We start from the raw sequence: 24,212 nt of genomic DNA, 5'->3' as shown, positions 1-24,212 counted from the left end.
GAGGATGTTCCTATACGGCCGCGCCGTCCGGGAACATCCTCTTTTTGCTATGGAGACAGGGGTAAGTCTATAGAGTCATTACACTCATGCTCTAGTGAAACGCGTTATTACTTCAAGTAAGGCGTTAACTTGATGCTCTTGTAGCCGAGCTCCTTCAACTGCGCCGGTGCGATATACAGCCTGCTGGCCAAATTGAAGCTGTTCACAGGCGTAAGAACCGCAGCTCTGCCGTTGTTCGTAATCTTATAGATGTAAGCGGCAGAAGGATCGCCCGTCTGGGTAATATTCATCACTTCCAGCTTCCAGCCCAGGGCGGCGGCAAGCGGCTTCACGGGTATCCAGTCTTGTCCGCCCTCGGAGAATATCGTGGATACATCGACACTTGCCCCGTCCAGATTCACATTATATTCATAGGCTAAAGTGATGGGCATCTCCATGACAGGCAGGTCCTTCAGCACCATATCCTGCGGCAAGGAGGCTTCCGGCTTCGGGGATGGAGAGACAGGGAACAGGACTTCTAGTTCGCTAGAGTCTTTGACCAGCCGTGATGATCCGTCCTTCAGGCTGTAGATCCACGGCTGACGTTTTGGTTCGTTTTTGACATATTGGAGGATGCCCTTCGTCAGGTTCCAGTTGTTCAGGGTACCCTTCAGCAGCTCGTGCCGCTTCCCGGTGGACGGGTCATAAGTGCTGATTACATTCTGCCTGGCAGCCTCATTATATCCGCTCTCAAGCAGGGTATGCTGGTTAATCCATAAGGCATGATAGTAGCTCGTGGTGGAATGATAGACGGATACTTTGCCGGTTGCCGTATTTCTCAGATACTGATCATTAAATTTAGCCGTGTATTCATATAGGGTGTCTGATGTATTAGCCGGAACCCGCGCGTAACGTGAACGCTCCAGAATCCCCCAGCGGCCGTCAGGTGAGAGGGTGTAGTCGCTTTGCCGCACAATGGACTGGCTCTGTGTATCGTACATATAAGCTTGCTCCGGATCATCCTTCCCCGTTAACTGCAACATTCCTTTGTCATTCTTCCGGAAATATTGAAAAGGCTCCTGCCACTTGGCGTACGTCCCGTCCGGCTGCCGGGCAATGACTGCATTGATGTACTTGTCCCCGTCTACCTGACTCACCGAATACAGCCGGACACCGCTGCTCTTGCTGGTATAGGAATCGTATACATAAATCTCTTCTGCTGCATGTGCGGTAAGCGGTGATACGAACCCCAGAAGCATAGATGCAATAATAACCGTCCGTAACGGACCATGCCATGTCTTTGTCATTGGACTTCCATCCTCTCTATGTAAATAACTGTTAATATAGACGGTCCGGTTGCAGAAAAAGTTTCGCCTGCCCCCAAAGTATAGATGAATTGCAGACTTCAAGAGTAAAAATAAGCCTTTTCTCCCATACTACCGTTATTCTTCCCGTTTCACCTGCTTCACACCCTAACTAGAGGAGGCGCCGCAGATGAACCCTGACCACACGGCTCCAGTCATTTATATCCAGCTTAAGAACCGGGTTACGGTGCCCAAAGGCCATGGGGTGATGCTGCGTGATGTAGCTTATCTGATCACTGAGCCGGAGTGGCGGGAGCCGCTATATTCGCTGCTTCTGATCCAGCCGCAGCAAAGTGACGGCAATCTGATTCTGATTGATCTGATGACCGTCATTCCGCGGATTCATGAGCTGTTCCCCCATGCGGAGATTCAGCCGATCGGCGAAGGGCGGACGATTGTACAGATTGAAGGTCCTGCGACGGCAAGCAAGCCTTCCCTGGCTCTGTTCGTATTAGTGTGGCTGCTGCTGTTCTTCGGCTCGGCGCTGACGATTATGAATTTCCATGCCGATGTCAGCATGCAGGAGGTGCAGATCCGGATTGTGGAGATGCTGACCGGCCGCAGGGACGAGCATCCTTATGTGTTTCAGATCGCCTACTCGCTGGGCATCGGGTTTGGGATGGTGATTTTTTTCAATCATCTGTTCAAAAAGAAATGGAACGAGGAGCCGACCCCCCTTGAGGTGGAGATGTTCCTGTATCAGAAGAATATCGACCAATATGTAGTCAATGAGGAGTACAGAAAAACACAGCGGCGCGGAGACGGCACCTCCGGTAACCAGGGGGAGTGAGCATGACTGCACAATTATCGCTCGGACTTCATCTGCTGCTCGGCATTGCCGGAGGGATTGCTGTGGGCGGCGGGGTGATCGCGTTATTCATCGTGCTGGATATGGTTCCCCGGCTGGCGCAGCTGACCTCTTCCTACGACAAGGTTCACTGGTATGAAGGAGCCATGGTCGGGGGTTCGCTGCTGGGGACCATGAGTGATTTCTGGAACTGGAAAATGTCGGCGGGGCCTCTCATCGAGCTGGGGGTCGGCCTGTTCGACGGAGTATTCATCGGCATGCTGGCTGCTGCGCTGACGGAGGTGCTGAACGTCCTGCCTATATTGGCCAAACGCCTGAATATGACCCATATGTTGTTCGGCCTTCTGATGGCGATGGTATGCGGCAAGGTGGCGGGATCGTTGTTCGACTGGTTTGTCTATCAACAGTAAAAGGAGGCGGCGGGGTGGTTAGGTATATTCATAGCGGCGATCAGGTGAAGGCGGATTCCAAGCAAGACAAGCCGGCGCTGGAAAAGAGACAGGAGCATGCGCCGGAACAGGCAGACCCTACTCCGGTGCCTGGGAGCGGGCGGGGTCAGGAGATGGAGGCATCGGCGGAGCTTGAAGCCGTGACCCGCCCGATTGAGGGCGGGCAGGAGAGCCCATCGGGCCTGGATGCTGCGTCAGATCCCGGCAGCGCCGGAGCTGGTGCAGTAAGGGCTGAAGGCGGCGAGGAATCCGGAGACGGAGCGGCAAGCGAAGGGAATAGCGCAAATGCAGTAGGTGGCGAGGAGAGCGAGGGGAGTAGTGCTGATCCCGGCAGCGGGGCTGGCGCAGCACGGACTGAAGGCGGGGAGGAAGCCGGAGACGGTGCGGCAAGTGCCGGACATCGGTCAGATGCCGTAAGCGGCGAGGAGAGCGAGGGGCATGGTGCTGATGCCGTAGGCGCGGAGGAGAACGCGGTCTACGGCAGCACAGAGGCTGACGGAAGCGGCGGAGCAGGCGCAGCACGGGCTGAAGGCGTCGAGGAGAACACACCCTACGCCAGCGCAGAGGCTGACGGCATCGGCAGGGCTGGCGCTGCACGGACTGAAGGCGGGGAGGAAGCCGGAGGCGGTGCGGCAAGCGCCGGACATCGGTCAGATGCCGCAGGCGCGAAGGACAGCTCAATTACAGGTGACGCTGCTGCCGAAGATGATGCCAGTGCGGAGAGCGGAACCGGTGACGCTGCCGGAAGTAATGACGATCAGGCAGCGTCCGGCGGAGGTGTCAAAGGATTCTTCAGCAGTCTGTTTGGTGATGACGCCGGGGCGGAGGAAGAGGCCGGGAACGGCTCCGGGAATGAGGACGGACAGCGTCAGGATATGGAAGCCGGAGATGAGCTGGGCAAGTCCGGTCAGCAGCAGGAGGATTCTGCTGATGCCGGGTCTGAAGGCCAAGCGGCAGACGATTCGCAGCAGGCGGCAGATAACTCTGGGGATTCTGCCGCTCCCGGAGACCAGGAACAGGATACAGAAGCCTCGGATGAGCTGGGTGCGCAGACGGAGGACAAGAGCCACAAAGGCTTTTTTGCCAGATTATTCGGGGATGATGAGGAAGAGCCGGAGAATGAAGAGGACGAGCTGGGGCGTAATAGCCTGCCAAGGCAGCCGGAGAAGCCGGCCCCGAAGAAGGCCAAATCCAAACAGGGCGCGGATTCCGCAAGCAAGCCCCAGGATCTTTTGCAGCAGAAACGGGACAATGAACGGTCCGACTCCCTGGAGGAGTCCATTAAGTACTGGCAGGGCCACGACAAAATCTCGCCGGTGCTGGAGGATAACCACAGAACGCTGACCGAGGTCATGGGACTGGGCTCCTCTTTTGATATCGTCTTCAGGGAAATGTCGTTTGCCGGCCGCCGTGCGGCGCTGCTCTGCATCAGCGGGTTCGCCAAGGACACGATTATTGATGAAATTCTGAAGCGCCTGACCTATCTGACCCCGGATAATCTATCGACCGATGTGTTCGCCAGCTTCATGAGCGAGTATATTCCCCATGTCCAGGTTGAGAAAGGCGAGCTGCTCAGCGAGAGCATCAACAAAGTGTTATCCGGCATGAGCGTGTTCTTCATTGAAGGGGAGACGCAGGTCATCATCATGGATACCCGTTCGTATCCTTCCCGGAGCCCGGATGAACCGACGATTGAACGGGTGGTCCGCGGAGCAAGAGACGGCTTCACGGAGACCCTGCTGAGCAATATCGCCCTGGTCCGGAGACGTATCCGCGACCCCGGGCTGAAGCTGGAGATGCACCAGATTGGACGGCGGACGCGGACGGATGTCTGCTTAGCCTATATCGACGATATTGTGGACAAAACCCAGGTGCAGGCGGTGACCGATAAGCTGAAAAGCGTCAATCTCGACGGCATTCCCCTGGCGGACAAGCAGCTTGAGGAGGCCATTGTCGGCGGCGGCTGGAACCCTTATCCGCTGGTCCGTTATTCGGAACGGCCGGATATTGTCGCTTCCCATCTGCTGGAGGGGCGGGTAGTTGTTTTTGTCGATACTTCGCCGAGTGTTATGGTTCTGCCGACAACCTTCTTCGATCTCTGCCAGCATGCGGAAGAGAACCGCCAGACCCCTTTTATGGGAAGTTATCTGCGCTGGGTACGTTTTCTGGGTATCTTTGCCTCGATGTTCCTGCTTCCGCTATGGATGCTGATGGTTCTTCATCCGGAGCTTAAGCCGCCCATGCTGGACTTTATCGGTCCGCAAAAGTCGGCTAACCTCCCGCTCATTGCCCAGTTTCTGATCGTTGAGCTGGGGGTGGATCTGCTGCGGATGGCTGCGGTGCATACCCCGACTCCGCTCGGCTCCGCGATGGGGCTCATTGCAGCGATCCTGGTCGGTGATATCGCTGTACAGACCGGATTGTTCGTGAACGAAGTGGTGCTCTACATGGCGGTAGCTTCGATAGGGATGTTCGCAACACCGAGCTATGAGCTGGGGCTGGCCAACCGGATTGTCCGTCTGGGGCTGCTGCTCGCGGTGGCTGCTTTTGGCATTCCCGGCTTCATGATCGGGACGACGCTGCTGGTGGTGCTGCTGACCACTCACCGCTCCTACAATTCTCCTTATATGTGGCCGTTTATACCGTTTAATGCAAAGGCCATGGCTGAAATTCTCCTGCGCCAGCCGGTGCTCAGCTCCAAAACAAGGCCATCCTTCAACAAAACAAGGGATAATACCCGTATGGCTCCTGTCAAGGAAGATGAGCACAAGTCGTAGGAAAATACAAAACAACTGCAAATTAGTCCATTCTATGGAGTTCCCATTGTCTGTTATACTGAATATACTTAATAGCCCCGTAATAAGCCGGATCTCATTTCTGGAGACCTTTTTCAGGAACGCTGCGGGGCTCCAAAACATATAATAGACAGGGTGGAACAGATCATTCCACAGAAACTGGAGGATTGCGCAATGTTTTTACACGGGACGAGCCGAATTAACGATGCAGGACATTTGGAGATCGGCGGATGTGATGTAACAGAATTGAAAGCGGAGTACGGTACACCGCTATATATAGTGGACGAGCAATTAGTCCGTCGCCGTTGCCGTGAATACATGGAGGCATTTACCGCGTCGGGTCTTGGCTTCCAGGTGGCATACGCCAGCAAAGCTTTTTCAACGATGGCTATGTGCCGTCTGGCCGATGAGGAAGGGCTGTCGCTGGACGTCGTTTCCGATGGAGAGCTGTACACCGCACTGCAAGCCGGATTCCCGGCAGAACGCATTCACTTCCACGGCAACAACAAGACACCGGATGAGATTGAAATGGCCATTGATGCGGGGATCGGCTGCTTTGTCGTCGATAATCTGGTAGAACTCCGTCTGCTGCAGGCCATTGCTGCCCGCAAGGAAGTGACCGTCGACATTCTGCTGCGCGTCACACCTGGGGTGGAAGCCCATGCCCATCATGCGTATGCTTCTACGGGACAGACCGATTCCAAATTCGGCTTCGATATCGGCAACGGTTCGGCGAGTGAAGCGGTCAGACAGGCAGACAGCCAGGCCAATCTGAACCTGCTGGGGGTTCACTCCCATATCGGTTCGCAGATTTTTGAGACTGAGGGCTTCCAGCTTGCCATTGAACGGATCGCTGAATTCACGCGTAAAGTCAAGGAAGAGCTGGGGATCAGCTTCCCTGTAGTCAACCTGGGCGGCGGCTTCGGAATCCGTTATGTGGATGGCGATACACCGCTGGAAGTGTCGGAATATGTCGCAGCGATTACAGAGGCAGTGAAGACGTACTTCACCGGCATTGGCGATGCGCTGCCGCAGATCTGGGTGGAGCCGGGCCGGAGCATCGTAGGCGATGCCGGAACGACCCTGTATACGGTGGGGACCAGCAAGGAGATCCCGGGTGTACGCAAATATGTAGCCGTCGATGGCGGCATGACGGATAATCCGCGTCCGGCCTTGTATGAATCCAAGTACGAAGCGCTGCTGGCGAGCCGTGCGACGGAGCCGAACGAGGAGACTGTATCCATTGCCGGCAAGTGCTGCGAGAGCGGAGATATGCTTATCTGGGATGTAGAGCTGCCCAAGGTGGAGAGCGGCGATTTGCTGGCTGTTGCCTGCACAGGCGCCTACAATTACTCCATGGCCAGCAACTATAACCGCATCCGCCGTCCGGCGGTAGTGTTCGTACAGAACGGGCAGAGTGATCTGGTTGTGCGCCGCGAGACCCATCAGGATATCGTGGCCAATGACCTTGTACCTGCACGTATTGCCAAACAGGCCGTTGCCAAATAAGCCCGCAGGGGCAGTCCTATAGCCGCAAGCGGGAAGACTTCCCGCTTGCTTTGCTTTGTGACCCGTTTCATAGTAAACTAATAAAAGTGTTCTACATCTGTCATTTCGAAAGGGGTCATTTACATATGGCTAAGCAAGCGAAAATTACACTCGAAAACGGCGGCGTGGTACTGATTGATTTGTTCGATCAGGATGCGCCTAATACAGTAGCAAACTTTGAGAAGCTGGCTAAAGACGGTTTCTACAACGGATTGTTGTTCCACCGTGTCATCCCTGGCTTCGTAGCACAAGGCGGCTGCCCTAACGGAACCGGCGCCGGCGGCCCGGGATACACCATCAACTGTGAGATCAACCCTAACAAGCATGAGCGCGGCTCCCTGGCTATGGCCCATGCCGGCAAGAACACAGGCGGAAGCCAGTTCTATATCGCTTATGCTCCACAGCCTCACCTGGACGGAGTACACACTGTATTCGGCAAAGTGGTTGAAGGTATGGACCAGGTTGACGCCTTCAAAGGCCGCGACAAGATGGTGACCGTTGAAGTTGTAGAAGTATAATACAAGTAAGCTATAGAGGCCGAAGGGGAGATTTATTCTCTCCTCGGTATCGCCAAAGCACCCGGCTGGGTTATCCAGCCGGGTGCTTTTTTGGGTGCTAATTCCTCTGGTATCGCTGGAGGTAGGCGTGAAGCGGGACAACCAACTCTACAAGGTTCTTCTCCCTGCGTGGGCGCGGCGGGCGGTGTACAGCTCCGGCAGCTTGAAGAAAATCAGAAACATCAGGAGGAAGATGACCAAGGCGAAGCCTTCTTCCACCAGCAGATAGTAGGGATAAGGGCCGAAATAATCGAGCACCGAGAAGGTGCTGGGCTTGCGCATCAGGAACATATAGTTGGAGTCCAGCAGTACGTTGGCGGCATACACACAGGCGGCGACAAGGTTCAGGCAGAGCATAGTGAACAGCAGCGACCGCCAGGCAGGCCTGTATCCTTCCACCCAGGTCATATACAAGGACGCGAGAATAATCGAACCGTGGGCGATGAAGAACAGCAGGAAGCGGAAATGCGGGAACGGATAGACCAGATTAGGCGTAAGCAGAGCGATGAATGCACCGCCGATCCCGGCAAAATAAAGAAAGCTGTACAGCAGCCTGCTGCGTGTGAGCAGCATGATTATGGATAAGAGCAGGGTAATACCGCATAGTTCCAGCGGCAGGGAGGAGCTGCGACTCCAGCTATCCTGGGAGAGATACCAGACATGCAGGCCTGCCTCGGAAGCGGCCAGCAGCAGGATCAGCAGCAGGCGTACGAATAGCCGCAGGCCGGAATGCCGGCGCAGTGCGAAGCGGGCTGCGAAGAGCATCAGGCAGCACAGGGCAATCACAGACAGGGCAATGAGATGTGAGGCTGAGAGCATTACGAAATCGCTGTCATGGGGACGGTCCCAAAATAAATTCCGGTTCACTGGAATCTCTCCTTGAATCCTGAGATAAATTACCAAACATATTTTTGCTTAAATTTAATTATATCTGATTCTAAAGTTCTACTCTTAGGTGATATAAGTATATATCGTATGTAATGGACAGAAAAGTCAAGTTTACTGGTTTATTTACATAAGATGGACTCTAAGCCCGTATACATAACGAGACTTCAGGTGGAGTGTGTCTTTACCGGTGCGTACAGCCATCTTTTTAGCATGCTTGCTTCAGAACAAACGAAAGAACGGGGGATTATAGGAAAATGGTAAAAAAAAGAACAAGCCTGGCAGTGGTCCTGATGATGTTATTCGTACAGTTTGCCTATGGCCTGGGGTTCACCCAGCAGGTTACAGCGGCGGCGATTGAACAGGACAGGGACATTATTACCAGTGTGTCCATGGCGGTATATGGTCCGGATGGCCAGACGGTGACCGGCAGCGTCTACGATGTGGATTCGACAGTGGTGCTGGATTATACCTGGGCGCTTCCAAACGATCATGGCTATAGCCAGGGAGACAGCTTCACCTTCCAGCTTCCTGAGCAATTCCAGCTGTTCAATGATATTCAGGGCGGACTGGAATCGGAGGACGGGAGTGTAGGTACCTTCACAGTCAACCAGTCCACACATCAGGTAGTGATGACCTTCAACGACTACATTGAGAGTCATGCCAATGTTCAGGGCACCTTACGTATTAATACCCAATTTGATAAAAAAGTGATCAGCGGCAGCATCGTCCAGCAGATCCTGTTCCCGGTGAACGGCGGTGTGCAGACGATTACGGTATCGTTCAAGCCTACAGTAGGTTCAACTATTGCCAAGAAGGGGATCTCCAGCGGCTTCAACGCAGATCATATTTCCTGGACGGTCGATGTTAACAAAAGACTGGAGCCGGTCAGCCATGCGGCTGTGACCGACCCGATCCCGGCAGGGCTGTCCTTGGACAGCACGGCTACCCTTGCAGTGTACCAGCTGAATGTTCTGCTAGACGGCACGGTAACGCAAGGCCAGCTTGTAGACAGCAGCAAATACACTGTGGACGTCTCCGGGGGAGCTCTGACACTTCGGTTCACAGACCCCGTGATTACAGGAGCATACCGCATTGCCTATACGACACAGGTAGTCAATGACAACTTGTCCAGCTTCACCAATACGGCAACCTTCACAGGAGATGGCCGTGACCCGGTAAGCGCTTCGGATACGGTCGTTATAGAACGCGGCGGCAGCCTTAACAAAAAAGCAGTCCGCTATGACTGGGGCACTCAGACCATTAACTGGGCCATCGAATACAATTACAATAACCGGACGATCTCCCCGGAGAATGCGGTTTTGACGGATGTGTTCAATCCTTCCCAGCTGCTGGTCGAGAATTCGGTCAAGATTTATCCTGTTACCCTGAATTCAGCGGGAGAAGCAGCCAAAGGCCCAGCTCTGACCGCAGGTACAGACTACACTGTAAGCCCTGTTACTGACGCATCCGGCAATGGATTCAGACTGGAGTTCAAGAATACAGTGAAATCGGCTTATCTGATCGAATATACGACTAAAGCCGCAGACCGTGTGTTCAGCGATACCAAGATCACCAACACGGTCTCTGACAGTACCTACAGCAGCAAGGCGACTCAACTGATCCGGCCTATTATTATCTATAAGAATCTGTCCGGCGTGAATTACAATACACACACCACGGACTGGAAAATCACATTCAACGGCGATAATTATCCGATGAACGAAGTGGTGGTTACCGACAGTTTTCCGCAGGGCGGACAGAAAGTTATCCCGGGTTCACTGGTAGTCCGTACCCTATCCGGTACAGTGGTTAACCCTTCGGCCTATACCCTGCTTGTGAATTCGCCGGTTAAGCCCAACGATGGCTTCAAGGTGAAGTTCAACTCACCGGTTACTGGAACTTATACGATTAGTTATCAGACAGAATTCAGCAATGACTGGCTTACCGGCAATACGAATGATTTCATCAATGTCGCACGGATTGACTGGAAGGACGCTCAGAACAAAGCACAGTGGACGGAAGCCAGCGGGAAGTTCATTCCTAATCCTGAGGTGAAGAACAATGGGTTCAAATCCGGGACCTATGATGCTTCTTCCAAAGAGCTGACCTGGACCGTGGGCGTCAATTACAACAGCAAAGCCATCGCTAATCCCGGGGTTACAGATGTACTGGGCGACGGACAGTCCCTGGTGCCGGGTTCACTCAAGATCTTCAAGATGAACATTGCGAAGGACGGAACCCATAGCCCGGGTGCTGAGGTTAACGGGAATGAGTACAGCTACAGCGTGGGCAGTAACAATGAGCTGAGGGTTGATTTTGCCAACGCCATTAATTCGCCCTATTATGTGGTATTCAAGACCAGCCTGGCAGGACAACTGATTGGAACCAAGGTAGCCAATACGGCGAAGCTGCTGGATGGCACGAAGCAGGTCTCCAAAGACTTGAAGGCTGTGGTAGACATCCCGCATGGGGACGAATATGTGTTCAAAAAAGGTGTGCAGAACGGAGATAAGCTGAACTGGACGATTGCGATCAACCGCACCCAGTCCCATGTCAAGAATGCCGTTATTACTGACGTACCTAGCACGAATCAGATCCTGTTGCCTGACAGCTTCCAACTGTACCGCACAGTAACATCCGCGAACGGAGAGATCACGAAGAGCGGTGACAAGCTGGTGAAGGATACGGATTACAGCTTGAATATAAGTGCGGATGCACAAGGCAAGCAGACATTTGTCCTTAGCTTCCTCCAGGATATTCATTCCGCTTATGTGCTTGAATATCAATCGCTGATCGTAGCGAACACAGGGGATAAATTGGTCAACAGCGTTAACTTCAGCGGCAATAATGTTAAGCTTGTCAATAAGGATACCACTACAGAGGTTATTGTAGGTGTATCCAGCGGATCTGGAACCGGCAGCGGGGTCAGAGGTACGCTGAACATTCATAAGCTGGATGCAGGCGACACAACCAAATCACTGGCCGGAGCAACCTATGAGCTCTACCGCCTGAATGGAAGCGACCGTGTGCTGGTGAATACCCGTACCACGGATGCGGCAGGCAGGGCTGTATTCAACAACATATGGCTGGGAAGCTATATCCTGATTGAAACAGTAGCGCCTGCAGGCTACGTGCTGGATACTACCGAGCATCCGGTGACTATTGGCTCATCAGCCGCTCTGAATCTGACGCTGTATAATACACTTGCGGCTCAGCCGACCGCTACGCCGACACCGGCAGTCACACCGGTACCAACGGATACACCGGTAGAGACTCCAGTTCCGACAACAGCTCCGTCGCCAGTGCCGACAGATACAGTGGGTCCAGGGGTTACTCCTGCTCTTACAGCACCGCCGGTTGGCCCTGTGTTTACACCAGTTCCTACACCGGCAGGTACGTCTACGCCAGGCATTATCATTGACGATGCTGAGATTCCAGCCGGCCCGGGCCTGCCTGGAACAGCGCAGCCATCGGCTCCGGCAGCGTCAGCTACTCCAGCGCCGACTGTAACGGAGACGGAGACAGCTATTGATGAGGACCTCCCGCTCGGCACTGTGGATGCTGAAGATGAGGAAGTCCCTAAGGGAACCCTCTCCAGTACAGATGGTAGCGGTACGCTGCCCCAGACAGGGGAGAGCAGCCCGCTGCCGATCTACCTGACAGGGATGGGCCTGATTCTCGCAGGCTTCATACTCAGCCGGGTATTCCGCAGAACACGCAAACAGGATTAGGGCAGACCAGAGATAGATCAGCGATTGACCAGAGATAGATTAGTGATTGACCAGAGGTTCACCAAAGATAGACATGATTAGCAGCAGGTATACGGACGGTACACGTTCGTATACCTGCTTTTTTATCTTTCTCACTGAAGCGGAAGCGGATGCTGCGCTTTTGAAGGACGGCATAGCCGTTTCTACAATCAAGAAATCAGGAGAAACAGCGGCCGAAAGTCCAAATGTTCACCGCAGTGACGATGAAGCTTCAGGTTCAGATCTTAAGTGCGTCTTAAATAGATTGAGAACGGCTGAGTAGGCTTGGTTGGCAGGGGACTGGAAATAGCAGTTGGATTTTGTCCACTTGCTGATGGAGGAATGGGCTTTGGTGAAACAATAGTTGGAAAAATGCAGCTTAAATCATCCCACTTCTTCCAAAGTTGAGTAAACGCCCAGTAACAGATGCTGTTTTTCCACTTGCTAAGGCCTTTTCTTCAAAAAGCGGCGAAATAAGATACATTATTCCATTTACTTGCAGAAGCAGGTTAGTGTTGCGGTGGCGGGACTGTTGCTGTAGCAGGGAGCGTTATCCCTCGAGACTATTCCACGGCATACTCCTTTTTGTTCTGTGGAAGGAAACTTTCCGCATCAGCGTGTTTAAACCAATCTATAAATGCTATAATAATTTCAAATTCAAAGTTTCGGAGGGAGTATCGTGATGTGGAAAGAATTTAAAAGCTTCGCTATGAAAGGCAATGTGCTGGATCTGGCGGTAGCAGTGGTTATTGGAGCAGCGTTCGGCAAAATTGTAACCTCTCTGGTGGCTGATATCATTATGCCGCTGATCGGCCTGATTAGTGGGGGCATTGATCTGAAGGAGCTTAGCTTTGGCGTAGGCAAGGCGGAGGTGAAGTATGGACTGTTCCTGCAGACCGTGGTGGACTTCTTCATTATTTCCTTCTCGATCTTCATGGTGGTGAAGCTGAGCAGCCGGTTCAGACGCAAGGAGACGGTTAAAGTTGAAGTGGTAGAGACACCAGCTCCGGCACCGGAGGTAGTCCTGCTGACAGAAATCCGTGATCTGCTGAGAACGGACAAACAGCGGGAGTCAGGAATGCAGGGGAACTAAGTTACATAAATATAGTAAATTTCTGAAACACACTTGCATTTCACGCAGCGAAGTGATAATTTTGTTGTAGGCAAAACTTGTTACTTAACTGAATAGATCAATCCTTCAGGGCAGGGTGTGATTCCCTACCGGCGGTGATGCTGCTGGATCTGGCTGAGTATAGCCGATTCTGACGCTTAGTCCGCTACCCGATTCGTATGAGCTTCATACGGACGGTGGACCCGGTGCAATTCCGGGACCGACAGTATAGTCTGGATGGAAGAAGGAGAGATTCACGTGCCGCGCTTCGTAGGCGGCCGGACTGCAGTGTTTTCGATTATTATGTGCGAACTTTCACAATGCCTGGGATCAGGCGTTTATTTACGCATATTTTTACTCTAGCTGCCGTTACCTCTCGTATATCCCGTCTTGAACTCCTCCTGGAGATTAAGGCGGGTTTTTCTGTTTGGATTGTACACATTATAGAGAATACAGCCAGGGATAGGAGGCAAGACATGGATAAGATGAATGATGAGTTCTATATGTCCCTTGCGCTGGATATGGCGGAGAGGGCACAGGGACAGACCGGCATTAATCCGGTGGTCGGCTGCGTAGTCGTGAAGGATGGCGTCATGATCGGTATTGGAACCCATCTGCAGCGCGGGACCGGACACGCCGAGGTTCATGCCCTGAATATGGCAGCGGGTAAAGCGAAAGGCAGTACGGCATATGTTACGCTCGAACCCTGCAGCCATTACGGAATCACGCCGCCATGCAGCCAGCGTCTGATTGACGAAGGTGTGGCAAGAGTGGTAGTCGCCTGTGAGGACCCTAATCCTCAGGTGGCAGGCCGGGGCATTGAGATGCTGCGCGAACAGGGGATTGACGTCGAAGTTGGTCTGCTGCGGGGCCGTGCTGCCCGGCTGAACGAGAAGTTCATCAAGTATATTTTGACGAAGCAGCCGTTCGTGACCCTGAAGAGTGCCAGCACGCTGGACGGCAAAATCGCCACCCGGACCGGTGACAGCAAATGGATCTCGAATGCTGAATCCCGGGAGCTTGTACATACCCTGCGTCACCGCCATCAGGGGATTATGGTCGGGGTGAATACAGTGATTGCCGATAACCCTTCGCTGACGACGAGGCTGAATGTGCCGGGACTGAACCCGCTCCGGATCATTATTGACTCTTCGCTGCGGCTTCCGCCGGACAGCGCTGTAGTAACTGACGGGCTGGCTCCTACGGTGGTTGTAACTACAGAAGCAGCCGATCCTGCCCGCAGAGCAGCGCTGCTTGCAGCAGGGGTACAGGTGATTGCTGCAGGGAGCGGTCCCCGGGTTGATCTGCAGGCTGCTATGGCTGCGCTTGGCGCAATGGAGATTGGTTCGATTCTGCTTGAAGGCGGCGGTACGCTGAACGGGGCGATGCTGGAGCAGGGGCTTATTGACCGGGTCGTGCTTTTCTTCGCTCCGAAGATTGTAGGCGGCGGCGCGGATGCGGCGGGGGCTTTCGATTTCAGCGGTGTGGAACGGATGCGCGATGCGGTTACGCTTGAAGGATTGGAAGTGGAAGTGCTCGGAGATAATGTGTGTATCAGCGGTGTTCCGGTACGTTAACATTACAGCAATTTATGAAGGAGGGATGGTATGTTCACCGGCTTGATAGAAGAGGTGGGTGTCCTCCGCAGCGTCACCAGCGGCGGGGAGATGATGGTGCTGAATATCGGAGCCTCACTTATTATGGGAGATCTGAAGATCGGCGACAGTGTGGCTGTTGATGGTGTCTGTCTCACGGCAACCTCACTCGGAGACCATCACTTCACCGTTGACGTCATGCCCGAGACTTATCGCAACAGCACGCTCAAAGAGCTGCGCACCGGGGGCAAACTGAATCTGGAACGTGCGATGGCTGCCGGCGGACGCTTCGGGGGACATATTGTCCAGGGGCATGTGGATGGAACCGGCGAGATCCGCAGCGTGAGGCGTGACCAGAATGCAGTCGTATTCGAGATTGCGCCGGACCGCAGAGCCTTGTTCAAATTCATTATTCCCAAAGGCTCCATTACGATAGACGGCATCAGCCTTACGGTTGTGATGACAGAAGCCGGAACGTTTACCGTGTCGATCATTCCGCACACGCTGGGTGAAACGGTGCTGGCCCACAAGCGTCCGGGTGACCGTGTGAATATCGAATGCGATGTGCTGGGTAAATACGTGGATCATCTGCTCCATTACGGTTCGCGTGCAGGCAATGAGGACGATGCAGGAAGCTCGAAGATCAGCCATGAGTTTCTGGCGGCTAACGGGTTCGTATAATTTATAGATTAGGCATACGGCAGCCGTCAGGCGGCGTATAGCCATCAGGAGGACAGCAATATGAGCCAGCAAAATAATAAGGACAGCGTCCTGGACCCGATTGAGGATGCGATCTATGATTTGATGCGCGGTAAGGTCGTCATCGTGGTGGATGATGAGGACCGCGAGAATGAAGGAGACTTCGTCGCTCTGGCAGAGCGTGCCACGCCTGAAGTCATTAACTTCATGATTACCGAAGGACGCGGCCTGGTCTGCGTACCGATTACGGCGGAACGTGCAGAAGAACTGGACCTGCACCCGATGGTTAGCCAGAATACCGATAATCACGGCACCGCGTTTACCGTTTCTGTGGATCATGCAGATACGACTACCGGTATCTCTGCCGGAGAACGGTCCCAGACCATTAAGGCGATGCTGGACCCGAATGCGAAGCCGGCCGACTTCCGCAGACCGGGGCATATGTTCCCGCTGATCGCCAAGAAGGGCGGAGTCCTGCGGCGTTCCGGCCACACCGAAGCTGCTGTGGATCTGGCCCGTATGTGCGGGGCTTATCCGGCAGGCGTTATCTGCGAAGTGGTGAAGGTGGACGGTACCATGGCCCGCCTGCCTGATCTGATTGAGATCGCCGAGAAGCACGATCTGAAGCTGATCAGCATCAAAGACCTCATTCACTACCGCAATGAGAAGGAGCATCTGGTTACCCGCGAGGTAGCGGTGAATCTGCCGACGGATTTTGGGGATTTCCAGACCATTGCCTATACTAACGAAGTGGATGACAAGGAGCATGTTGCCCTGGTCAAGGGCGATATCTCCGGTAGCGAGCCGGTATTGGTGCGTGTGCATTCCGAGTGCCTGACCGGTGATGTGTTCCATTCGCACCGCTGCGACTGCGGGCCGCAGTTCGAAGCGGCGCTGCGCCAGATTGAAGAGGCCGGCAGAGGCGTTCTTCTCTATATGCGCCAGGAAGGCAGAGGAATCGGCCTGATCAATAAGCTGCGCGCCTACAAGCTGCAGGAAGAAGGGCTGGATACCGTGGATGCCAACCTGAAGCTGGGCTTCGCGGCTGACCTGCGGGATTACGGCATCGGCGCACAGATTCTCAAGGATCTGGGGATACGCCAGATTCGGCTCCTGACCAACAATCCGCGCAAGATTAAGGGGCTGGAGGGCTACGGCCTTGAGGTGGTGGAGCGCGTAGCGATCCAGATGCCGGAGAACAAGGACAACACCAAGTATCTGCATACGAAGCAGGCCAAGCTTGGCCATCTGCTGAATTTTGACAAGATCGAACAAAATGAGAATACCAAAATTTAATCATAGATTACCTATCCTATACACGAAGGGTTGATGAGTATTATGCCGAATTATTTTGAAGGACACTTAGTATCTGAGGGTTTGAAATATGGGGTTGTCGTTGGACGTTTCAATGAGTTCATTACCAGCAAGCTGCTCTCAGGCGCACTCGATGCATTCAAACGCCATGGTGCAGCCGATGATGAAGTGGATGTTGCCTGGGTCCCGGGGGTATTTGAAATTCCGCTGATCGCTCAAAAAATGGCCGAAAGCGGCAAATACGATGCGGTAATCACACTCGGTACGGTGATTCGCGGTTCTACAACACATTATGATTATGTGTGCAATGAAGTGGCCAAAGGGGTTGCGGCCATTAATCTCAAGACCGGTGTGCCGACGATTTTTGGTGTAGTCACTACCGAGAATATTGAACAGGCCATTGAACGTTCCGGGACCAAAGCGGGCAACAAAGGCTGGGATGCAGCGACTGCCGCTATTGAAATGGCAAACTTGAACAAGCTTTTCAAATAATCCCCCTCTTGACGGATCAGCCTAAGTCGTGCTTATTTATAGGTATGAGAAGAAAGCATGAACATAGATCTTTCTACTTGTGTAGCGTCCGTGCGGCGCTGCACTTTACTTTTTTTGGGCTGGAGGAAACCGCGTGACTGTATTGTACAAGCTGGAGACGTTCGAAGGTCCGCTCGATCTGCTCTTGCATCTGATTGACAAAGCGGAAATCGACATCCAGGACATTCCGGTCAGCGAGATCACGGAGCAGTATATGGAATACCTGCAGGGGATGCAGGAGCTTGAACTTGATATCACCAGCGAATTTCTGGTAATGGCTGCCACCCTCTTGTCGATTAAGAGCAAGCTGCTGCTGCCGAAGCCGCCGGTGATTGAAATCGAGGACTTCGATTATTACGAGGATGACGGCTATGATCCGCGTGCAGAGCTGGTGCAGCGACTGATTGAATACCGCAAGTTCAAGAGCATTGCTGTGCAGCTGCTGGATATGGAGAGTGAGCGCAGTCTAATTTTTACGAAGGAGCCGGAGGATCTGGGCCCCTTTGTTCCTGCGCAGACTGACCATACGCTGAAGGGTCTGCATACCGCCGACCTGATCGCTGCGTTCCGCAAGGCACTCAGCAAGGCCGCCCGGAGAACCTCCTATCAGCGGATTACCCGGGATGAGATTTCGGTCAAGGACCGGATTCGCGAAGTATCGGAAGCGTTGCAGCGCAAAGGTACGGGCGGCAGACTGCGGTTCTCGTCCCTGCTGCATGAGGAGATGGACCGGCATGAGATTGTCGCTACCTTCCTGGCGATCCTGGAGCTGATGAAGATGAAGGCTATTCTCTGCTATCAGGAGAAATTATTTGACGATATTGTAATGGAGTGGAGAGGAGGAGAGGATGTCAATGGACTACAACACGCTGAAATCAATTATTGAAGGTCTGCTGTTTCTCTCCGGCGATGAAGGTCTGTCGGTCCGGCAGATTGCCGAGATTACCGAGCAGCGGCCCGATCTGGCTACAAGGGCACTGGATGATCTGAAGGAGGATTACCTCTCGCAGAGCCGCGGCCTTCAGGTGGTGCAGATTGCCGGTAATTACCGGCTGGCGACACTTCCTGAGCATGCGCAATATTTCGAACGTCTGGCGTATTCGCCTTCAAGGTCATCGCTGTCCCAGGCGGCGCTTGAGACACTCGCCATTGTGGCTTACCGCCAGCCTATTACGAGAGTGGAGATTGAAGAGATCCGCGGTGTGAAATCCGAACGGGCGATTCATACGCTGGGCAACAAGGATCTGATCCATGAAGTGGGCCGGGCTGAGGCTGTCGGCCGTCCGATCCTGTACGGCACGACCAAGTCCTTCCTGGACAGCTTCGGGCTGGCCAGTCTGAAGGAGCTGCCGGAGCCGTCGAGCTTCGATACCTCCGAAGGTCTCGAAGAAGAAACCCAGCTGCTGTTCAGCAAGCTTGACAGCCAGATGACCTTTGATGAACCGGAAGAATAACCGCAGCGCACTGCCGCTGTACAGATATGCCGTTGTCCCGCCGGGACAGCGGCATTTATTTTTTGGGGAGACAGATATACTTTCTTGGAGATGTTTGCGAAATAGCCGAATTTTATCCAGCCACAATTGCCATACTAATCCAGAGGCACCACATTACATTACTCTATAGGCTGCTTGGAGGTTAAGCTTGTGACGTTATGGCTGGGAATACCATTAATCCTGCTGTTGCTTGTGATTCTGCTGTTACTGCTGGTTCTGGCGTCATCGATCCATTTTCATTTCCGTTTATGCAGGCTGGGCAAGGATGACCGTATCGAATTTGACATCAAGGCTGTATTCGGACTGGTTAAATTTCATTATGAGGTGCCCGCGCTGGTATTTGAAAGTCTCGAACAGGGGATCAAGGTCAAAGTCGAAAAAAGCGGAATTGCTCCGGTGAAGCTGGACAGTGACAAGGAAGGCCAGGTTGATAAGGAATCTGTAACGGAATGGTTGAAAAATATACGTACCGCGTTGCAAGCCACCCGGGGACTCAAAAAATGGCTGAAGGACACCTTATCCCATGTGAAGATTACCAAGCTGGACTGGTCAACGGATTTCTCCCTGGGGGATGCTGCGGCAACCGCAACGGCGGTAGGGGCACTCTGGGGACTCAAGTGGACGATGATCGGCTGGGTATCGCGCTTCGTCAGACTGCTGCATAATCCGAGAATGTTTGTGGCACCTGTATTTCGGGATGAGCCTTCGTTTGCAACGGAAGCGGTATGCACAGGCAAGCTTTCGGCCGGATATGCCATGTATGCAGGGCTGCTACTGCTGCGCCGTGTCTCCAAGGTAGAAGGCGGCTTGGGCCGGTGGAAGAAACTACTGAGCCGGGAGCGTTCATAAAAAAACTACATACTCCATTCCATTGTGGGCAAGATAAATACTGCAGGTACATTTATATACACACGAGGAGGAGAAAAACAATGTCAGATCATCCGATTCAAGGTCTCATGCAGACCGCAATGGAAAATATCAAAGGCATGGTTGATGTGAATACAATTGTTGGAGATCCTGTAGAAACGCCGGATGGCAGTGTCATTCTGCCAATCAGCAAGGTGGCGTTCGGGTTCGCTGCAGGCGGCAGTGACTACAGAGTGGAGGACGATGCTCCAGGCGTAAACGGCAGCGGGTCCGGTGTCAAAATGCTTCCTTTCGGTGGCGGTAGCGGTGGCGGCGTGTCTATTCGTCCGATCGCATTTCTGGTCGTTGGCAGAGAAGGGGTACATATTGTGCCGCTCGATAATCAAACCCATCTGTTCGAGAAAATTATTGATGCCACTCCTAACCTGATTGATAAAATCCAGAATATGTTCCAGCCCAGCGGCATTCCTGCGGGGGCAGAGGTGCACAGCGCCAAAGTGACCAAAACGGTAGTGGAGACCGAGCCGTCCACCCACTAACCGGTACTCGCTCACGGGCAACCAACCATAGAGTATAAATATTTGGGGATATCACCTTACAAGGTTGGTATCCCTTTTTTTCGGGCAAATAGAGGATAGGACATACCTGCCCCATGACCCGCATACACTTGTACAACCAGGCAAGACTGAAGAACCGTTACCCCAGGAACGGATAAGAAGCCGGAGGATGAACATGAAGACACTAACCCGAAAATCTTTGCTGTCCTTACTATTGTGCGTGCTGCTGCTTGCGCTGGTGCCGGTGCCATCCATCCGGGCTGAGAACACTTCGATCTCTACCCATGCCAGGGCGGCGGCGCTGATTGATGTAGCATCCGGAAGAATCCTCTACAGCAGCCGCGGGGATGAGCCTATGCTGATTGCCAGTCTGACCAAAATAATGACTGCACTTGTGGCAATAGAGAATGGCGACATTACGTCAAAGGTCAAGGTTGGCAAAAATGCTTTTGCCAAGGAGGGCTCCTCGCTGTATCTGAAGCTGGGCGAAGAAATGACGCTGAAAGATATGCTGTACGGGCTGATGCTGCGCTCCGGTAACGATGCTGCAACCGCCATTGCCGAGCATGTCGGCGGCTCGGAGCAGGGATTCGTCTATCTGATGAATGCCAAGGCACAGGAGCTGAGTTTGACCAATACCCATTTCGCCAACCCGCACGGGCTTGATGCCGAAGGCCATTATTCCAGCGCGAATGATCTGGCCGTACTGACTGCGTATGCGATGCATAACCCGGTGTTCAAGGAGATTGTAGCCACCAAAGAGAAGACGGCGGACAATCCTTATGAGAAATGGGACTACAAGTGGAGCAACAAGAATAAAATGCTGCGTCTCTACGAAGGGGCAGACGGGGTGAAGACGGGGTATACCAAAAAAGCGCTGCGCTGCCTGGTCAGCTCCGCTACACGTGACGGGCAGCAGCTTGTGGCCGTTACGCTGAACGACGGCAACGACTGGAATGACCATTCTTCGCTGCTGGACTTCGGGTTCAACCATTATCCGCTGAAGACGCTGGTAGAGCGGGGAGAAGGCGTCAAAGGCTACAGTCTGGTGACCGGCAAGGACTTTGCTTATCCGCTCGGAGCAGGGGAAGAGGCAAGGCTTGTCAACAAGCTGGTATTGAGCGGGGAGCATGGGGCAGCGTGTACGCAAGCTGGTAACGGAGCGGCTACAGATACGCGCGGTAATGCAGGAGCGAACGGCGGTGACGGGGTAAATAAGGGCGGCAATACTGGCGGCACTAACTTCGGGCTAAAGGGTGTGATTATCCTCCAGCTGGGCGGCAAGGAGATCGGCCGGGTTCCGGTGTATACCCCGGATCAGCTGCCGCCGGAAACTTCGGCGTATGTGAAAAAATACAGTTCGGCCAGTGCCTTGGCTTATCCGGCGGGCAACTGGCTGCAGGCATTCGGCAGCGCGCTGCGAGCCTTGCTACTGAGCGGAAATAACGGATAGACAGATAAACAGTATTCAGAATGAACCGGGGGAGGGGATAGGTATGTTAAATGGAATCTGGCTGGGGATGATCCTGATCGGGTTCGTATTCGCAGCGGTCAACGGGCGGATGAATGAATTCACCGCCGCCGTATTCGACGGTGCGAAGAGCGGAGTTACCGTAAGCTTCGGGCTGATTAGCGTGCTGGTGTTCTGGCTGGGAATCATGCGGATTGCGGAGGATGCCGACCTGCTGAAAAAAATCGCCAGAGTGCTGGGCCCGGTAGTATCCTTTCTATTCCCGGATGTGCCCAAAGGCCATCCGGCCATCGGCTATATCCTCTCCAATATGAGCGCCAACCTGCTCGGACTCGGGAATGCGGCTACACCGATGGGGATTAAGGCGATGCAGGAGCTGCAGACACTTAATCCGGATAAAGAGACCGCGACGCCGGCCATGTGTACGCTGCTCGCTCTGAACACCGCCAGCATCACGCTGATTCCGGCGACCCTGATTGCCATCCGGCTGAATTACGGATCGGCGGACCCGGCGGCCATTGTCGGTACCACGCTAGCGGCGACCGCGGTGGCTACCCTTGCCGCTGTTGCGGCGGACAGGCTGTGCCGCCGCCTGACTCTGCTGCGCAGGCCGCCCGGACCGCCGCCGCACCTAAGGAACGGCACGGCCGCAGCGAACGGGAGCGGGGCGCTCCCGCATTCTTCTGTGAAGGGGTGAGGCGTCCTTGTTACAACTGATCAGTCTTATCTCTGCCTGGGCAATCCCGGTAATGGTTACCTTTATCCCGCTGTATGCCTTCACCCGCAAGGTTCCGGTCTATGAATCGTTCGTTGAAGGAGCGAAGGACGGATTCGGTACGGCGATTTCCATTATCCCCCATCTGGTCGGTATGCTGGTGGCGATCAGTGTCTTTCGCGCTTCGGGTGCGCTGGACTTCCTCATGGGCTTTGTAAGCCCTCTGATGCAGGGGCTTGGTATTCCGTCTGAAGTTCTTCCGCTCGGTCTCTTGCGCCCGCTGACGGGCACTGGATCACTTGCCTATACCACAGACCTGATTCGCGTCCACGGCCCGGACTCCCTGATCGGAATGATTGCTTCTACTATACAGGGCAGCACAGATACAACCTTATATGTACTGACCGTCTATTTCGGCGCCGTAGGCATCCGTAACGGCCGTTATGCTCTTAAGGTAGGCTTGTTCTCGGATATTGTCGGCTTCATCGCGGCGATCGCTGTATGTCTGCTGGTGTTCGGGTAGCTAGATAAGTGAAGTGAAGTGAAGAAAATTAGTTGGAATTCCTCCACTTGCTGATTAACGAATGGACGTTGCTGCAACAGCAGTTGTATAAACAACACTTAATTATTCGTATTTCTTTATGGAGCTGGTAAATTGAATAAATTAAATGCTCTTTTTCCACCTGCTTCACCATATTTCCCCGAAACCAATAAATTAAGATACGTTTTTCCAATTGTTGGCCTTCAGGAGAGAGTAAATGAAGGGTATTAATGCACCTGATTCCAGCAAAAGTCGGCCCGATGAGCAGATGAAGGGTATTAATGCACCTGATTCCAGCAAAAGTCGGCCCGATGAGCAGATGAAGGGTATTAATGCACCTGATTCCAGCAAAAGTCGGCCCGATGAGCAGATGAGGGGTATTAATGCACCTGATTTCAGGAAAAGTCGGCCCGATGAGCAAATGAAGGGTGTTAATGCACCTGATAAAGGTAGTGCTCATTCCCAAGCGCTGCCCGGCAGCCGCTTGCCCTTGTCCCTGCCCTTGCCCTACAGTCCTCACCCCCACCTGGAGGTGAGGACTGTTTGTGATTAGGTCTACCCGTGCGTGGACGGAGGAACGGAGAGGGATTTTGGAACTGTAGGAGCGTCAGCGACCGCCTTTGTCTGCGGATTTCAACCGCTTACAGCGGTCTAATCAGGAAATCTGCAGACAACAGCGGCCGGAAGTCCAAACATTCCTCGGAGTTACGATTAGTCAACGCCCTTTCTTTGGCTCCCAGCCGCCCCAAACATTTTAACAAACATTCCTCACCGCCCGCCCCCTCCCTTCATATGCTATTTCAGCAAACGGAGGGAGGCTGACAAAGGGTGGAATACAAAGGCTTTATTCTGCATCATTCCCGCTGTCCGTCCATCAACGGCAAAGGATTTGACTTCTGGGTCGGGCTAGGCGGGGCGGTCTATGCTGCGCCGCTGCTGACAGACCCCGAGCATATTCATATTTGTCTAGAAGGCAACTACGGTGAGGCGGACCAGATGCCGCAGCTGCCGGAACGCCAGCAGCAGTTATTTGCCGCAGGAAAACTCATTCTGGAGCTGGCCGGACGTTATCAAATGTCGCCTTTGGTCGTTGAGCCGCATAGCCAAACTTGCCCCGGCGCATTTTTTCCGTGGAATGATCTTGTGATTTATGCCTCCGATGGTTATCATTAACCTGAGGT

22 protein-coding genes and 1 riboswitch are annotated in these 24,212 nt (G+C 53.5%); of the genes, 20 read left to right on the top strand and 2 right to left on the bottom strand.

Features of this window, described 5'->3' with window-relative positions:
* Positions 1-107: 107 nt before the first annotated feature.
* Positions 108-1,286 carry a hypothetical protein gene (locus HQN87_RS06035; protein ID WP_173129281.1) on the bottom strand — a complete coding sequence of 393 codons (1,179 nt, stop codon included), beginning with the start codon at positions 1,284-1,286 and terminating at the stop codon, positions 108-110.
* A 187-nt stretch (positions 1,287-1,473) separates the two neighbouring features.
* On the opposite strand from HQN87_RS06035, the gene HQN87_RS06030 reads away from it, so the two are divergent.
* The 5 genes from HQN87_RS06030 to HQN87_RS06010 all read left to right on the top strand — a co-directional run bounded on the left by HQN87_RS06030 (position 1,474) and on the right by HQN87_RS06010 (position 7,461).
* On the top strand, positions 1,474-2,133 hold the full coding sequence (locus tag HQN87_RS06030) for a stage V sporulation protein AA (RefSeq protein WP_173129278.1): 660 nt from the start codon (positions 1,474-1,476) through the stop codon (positions 2,131-2,133).
* A 2-nt stretch (positions 2,134-2,135) separates the two neighbouring features.
* Positions 2,136-2,561, top strand: a complete 426-nt coding sequence (locus tag HQN87_RS06025) for a stage V sporulation protein AB (RefSeq protein WP_173129276.1) — start codon at positions 2,136-2,138, stop codon at positions 2,559-2,561.
* Positions 2,562-3,733: 1,172 nt separating this feature from the next.
* Positions 3,734-5,377 (top strand): spore germination protein, encoded by a 1,644-nt coding sequence (locus tag HQN87_RS06020; RefSeq protein WP_436836460.1) that lies wholly within the window; start codon positions 3,734-3,736, stop codon positions 5,375-5,377.
* A gap of 192 nt (positions 5,378-5,569) precedes the next feature.
* Positions 5,570-6,904, top strand: a complete 1,335-nt coding sequence (gene lysA, locus HQN87_RS06015) for a diaminopimelate decarboxylase (RefSeq protein ID WP_173129273.1) — start codon at positions 5,570-5,572, stop codon at positions 6,902-6,904.
* 125 nt (positions 6,905-7,029) lie between these two features.
* On the top strand, positions 7,030-7,461 hold the full coding sequence (locus HQN87_RS06010) for a peptidylprolyl isomerase (protein ID WP_173129271.1): 432 nt from the start codon (positions 7,030-7,032) through the stop codon (positions 7,459-7,461).
* A gap of 147 nt (positions 7,462-7,608) precedes the next feature.
* Here HQN87_RS06010 and HQN87_RS06005 read toward each other — a convergent pair whose 3' ends face one another.
* Positions 7,609-8,367, bottom strand: coding sequence for a YwaF family protein (locus HQN87_RS06005; RefSeq protein WP_367272664.1), 759 nt, complete (start codon positions 8,365-8,367; stop codon positions 7,609-7,611).
* A gap of 275 nt (positions 8,368-8,642) precedes the next feature.
* Here HQN87_RS06005 and HQN87_RS06000 point away from each other — a divergent pair, with 275 nt between their 5' ends.
* From HQN87_RS06000 to HQN87_RS05930, 15 genes are all read left to right on the top strand, one after another.
* Positions 8,643-12,119, top strand: a complete 3,477-nt coding sequence (locus HQN87_RS06000) for an LPXTG cell wall anchor domain-containing protein (RefSeq protein ID WP_173129268.1) — start codon at positions 8,643-8,645, stop codon at positions 12,117-12,119.
* Positions 12,120-12,819: 700 nt separating this feature from the next.
* Complete coding sequence (gene mscL, locus HQN87_RS05995; protein ID WP_173130130.1) at positions 12,820-13,230, top strand: large conductance mechanosensitive channel protein MscL; 411 nt, start codon at positions 12,820-12,822, stop codon at positions 13,228-13,230.
* 97 nt (positions 13,231-13,327) lie between these two features.
* Positions 13,328-13,501: riboswitch (FMN riboswitch) on the top strand.
* Positions 13,502-13,724: 223 nt separating this feature from the next.
* Positions 13,725-14,825, top strand: a complete 1,101-nt coding sequence (ribD, locus tag HQN87_RS05990) for a bifunctional diaminohydroxyphosphoribosylaminopyrimidine deaminase/5-amino-6-(5-phosphoribosylamino)uracil reductase RibD (RefSeq protein ID WP_173129266.1) — start codon at positions 13,725-13,727, stop codon at positions 14,823-14,825.
* Positions 14,826-14,855: 30 nt separating this feature from the next.
* On the top strand, positions 14,856-15,524 hold the full coding sequence (locus HQN87_RS05985) for a riboflavin synthase (RefSeq protein ID WP_173129263.1): 669 nt from the start codon (positions 14,856-14,858) through the stop codon (positions 15,522-15,524).
* A 60-nt stretch (positions 15,525-15,584) separates the two neighbouring features.
* A complete protein-coding gene (locus HQN87_RS05980) occupies positions 15,585-16,838 on the top strand; it encodes a bifunctional 3,4-dihydroxy-2-butanone-4-phosphate synthase/GTP cyclohydrolase II (RefSeq protein WP_173129259.1) in 1,254 nt (417 codons plus the stop codon).
* Positions 16,839-16,880: 42 nt separating this feature from the next.
* Positions 16,881-17,348: a 6,7-dimethyl-8-ribityllumazine synthase gene (gene ribH, locus HQN87_RS05975; RefSeq protein WP_036698212.1), complete on the top strand. Its 468-nt coding sequence runs from the start codon at positions 16,881-16,883 to the stop codon at positions 17,346-17,348.
* Between the two features lie 133 nt (positions 17,349-17,481).
* Complete coding sequence (locus HQN87_RS05970; protein ID WP_173129256.1) at positions 17,482-18,273, top strand: segregation and condensation protein A; 792 nt, start codon at positions 17,482-17,484, stop codon at positions 18,271-18,273.
* Positions 18,242-18,841: an SMC-Scp complex subunit ScpB gene (gene scpB / locus HQN87_RS05965; protein ID WP_173129253.1), complete on the top strand. Its 600-nt coding sequence runs from the start codon at positions 18,242-18,244 to the stop codon at positions 18,839-18,841. Before HQN87_RS05970 ends, scpB begins: the two co-directional genes overlap by 32 nt.
* A 189-nt stretch (positions 18,842-19,030) precedes the next feature.
* Positions 19,031-19,729 carry a DUF2953 domain-containing protein gene (locus HQN87_RS32945; RefSeq protein WP_173129250.1) on the top strand — a complete coding sequence of 233 codons (699 nt, stop codon included), beginning with the start codon at positions 19,031-19,033 and terminating at the stop codon, positions 19,727-19,729.
* An 80-nt stretch (positions 19,730-19,809) separates the two neighbouring features.
* The gene (ytfJ, locus tag HQN87_RS05955; RefSeq protein WP_173129246.1) at positions 19,810-20,286 is read left to right on the top strand and encodes a GerW family sporulation protein; all 477 of its coding nucleotides are present in this window, start codon (positions 19,810-19,812) and stop codon (positions 20,284-20,286) included.
* 187 nt (positions 20,287-20,473) lie between these two features.
* Positions 20,474-21,757 carry a D-alanyl-D-alanine carboxypeptidase family protein gene (locus HQN87_RS05950; RefSeq protein WP_254075382.1) on the top strand — a complete coding sequence of 428 codons (1,284 nt, stop codon included), beginning with the start codon at positions 20,474-20,476 and terminating at the stop codon, positions 21,755-21,757.
* Between the two features lie 43 nt (positions 21,758-21,800).
* Positions 21,801-22,472, top strand: a complete 672-nt coding sequence (locus HQN87_RS05945; protein WP_173129239.1) for a nucleoside recognition domain-containing protein — start codon at positions 21,801-21,803, stop codon at positions 22,470-22,472.
* 7 nt (positions 22,473-22,479) lie between these two features.
* The gene (locus HQN87_RS05940) at positions 22,480-23,013 is read left to right on the top strand and encodes a spore maturation protein (RefSeq protein ID WP_301953156.1); all 534 of its coding nucleotides are present in this window, start codon (positions 22,480-22,482) and stop codon (positions 23,011-23,013) included.
* 235 nt (positions 23,014-23,248) lie between these two features.
* The gene (locus HQN87_RS05935) at positions 23,249-23,584 is read left to right on the top strand and encodes a hypothetical protein (protein WP_173129237.1); all 336 of its coding nucleotides are present in this window, start codon (positions 23,249-23,251) and stop codon (positions 23,582-23,584) included.
* A gap of 275 nt (positions 23,585-23,859) precedes the next feature.
* Positions 23,860-24,204 carry a peptidoglycan recognition protein family protein gene (locus tag HQN87_RS05930; RefSeq protein WP_173129234.1) on the top strand — a complete coding sequence of 115 codons (345 nt, stop codon included), beginning with the start codon at positions 23,860-23,862 and terminating at the stop codon, positions 24,202-24,204.
* The last annotated feature ends 8 nt before the right edge of the window (positions 24,205-24,212 follow it).

This window comes from Paenibacillus tritici (genome assembly GCF_013204885.1).
Taxonomy (GTDB): domain Bacteria; phylum Bacillota; class Bacilli; order Paenibacillales; family Paenibacillaceae; genus Paenibacillus_AQ; species Paenibacillus_AQ tritici.
Note: the sequence above shows the minus strand (reverse complement) of the source record. Positions and strands in the feature narration are given on the sequence as shown.

Coding starts and splice junctions, on each gene's coding strand:
- HQN87_RS06025 (WP_173129276.1), top strand. CDS start 2,136: ATGACTGCACAATTATCGCTCGGACTTCATCTGCTGCTCGGCATTGCC.
- HQN87_RS06035 (WP_173129281.1), bottom strand. CDS start 1,286: ATGACAAAGACATGGCATGGTCCGTTACGGACGGTTATTATTGCATCT.
- scpB (WP_173129253.1), top strand. CDS start 18,242: ATGGACTACAACACGCTGAAATCAATTATTGAAGGTCTGCTGTTTCTC.
- HQN87_RS05935 (WP_173129237.1), top strand. CDS start 23,249: ATGAAGGGTATTAATGCACCTGATTCCAGCAAAAGTCGGCCCGATGAG.
- ribD (WP_173129266.1), top strand. CDS start 13,725: ATGGATAAGATGAATGATGAGTTCTATATGTCCCTTGCGCTGGATATG.
- HQN87_RS05950 (WP_254075382.1), top strand. CDS start 20,474: ATGAACATGAAGACACTAACCCGAAAATCTTTGCTGTCCTTACTATTG.
- lysA (WP_173129273.1), top strand. CDS start 5,570: ATGTTTTTACACGGGACGAGCCGAATTAACGATGCAGGACATTTGGAG.
- HQN87_RS05985 (WP_173129263.1), top strand. CDS start 14,856: ATGTTCACCGGCTTGATAGAAGAGGTGGGTGTCCTCCGCAGCGTCACC.
- ribH (WP_036698212.1), top strand. CDS start 16,881: ATGCCGAATTATTTTGAAGGACACTTAGTATCTGAGGGTTTGAAATAT.
- HQN87_RS05980 (WP_173129259.1), top strand. CDS start 15,585: ATGAGCCAGCAAAATAATAAGGACAGCGTCCTGGACCCGATTGAGGAT.
- HQN87_RS06010 (WP_173129271.1), top strand. CDS start 7,030: ATGGCTAAGCAAGCGAAAATTACACTCGAAAACGGCGGCGTGGTACTG.
- HQN87_RS06000 (WP_173129268.1), top strand. CDS start 8,643: ATGGTAAAAAAAAGAACAAGCCTGGCAGTGGTCCTGATGATGTTATTC.
- ytfJ (WP_173129246.1), top strand. CDS start 19,810: ATGTCAGATCATCCGATTCAAGGTCTCATGCAGACCGCAATGGAAAAT.
- HQN87_RS06030 (WP_173129278.1), top strand. CDS start 1,474: ATGAACCCTGACCACACGGCTCCAGTCATTTATATCCAGCTTAAGAAC.
- HQN87_RS05945 (WP_173129239.1), top strand. CDS start 21,801: ATGTTAAATGGAATCTGGCTGGGGATGATCCTGATCGGGTTCGTATTC.
- mscL (WP_173130130.1), top strand. CDS start 12,820: ATGTGGAAAGAATTTAAAAGCTTCGCTATGAAAGGCAATGTGCTGGAT.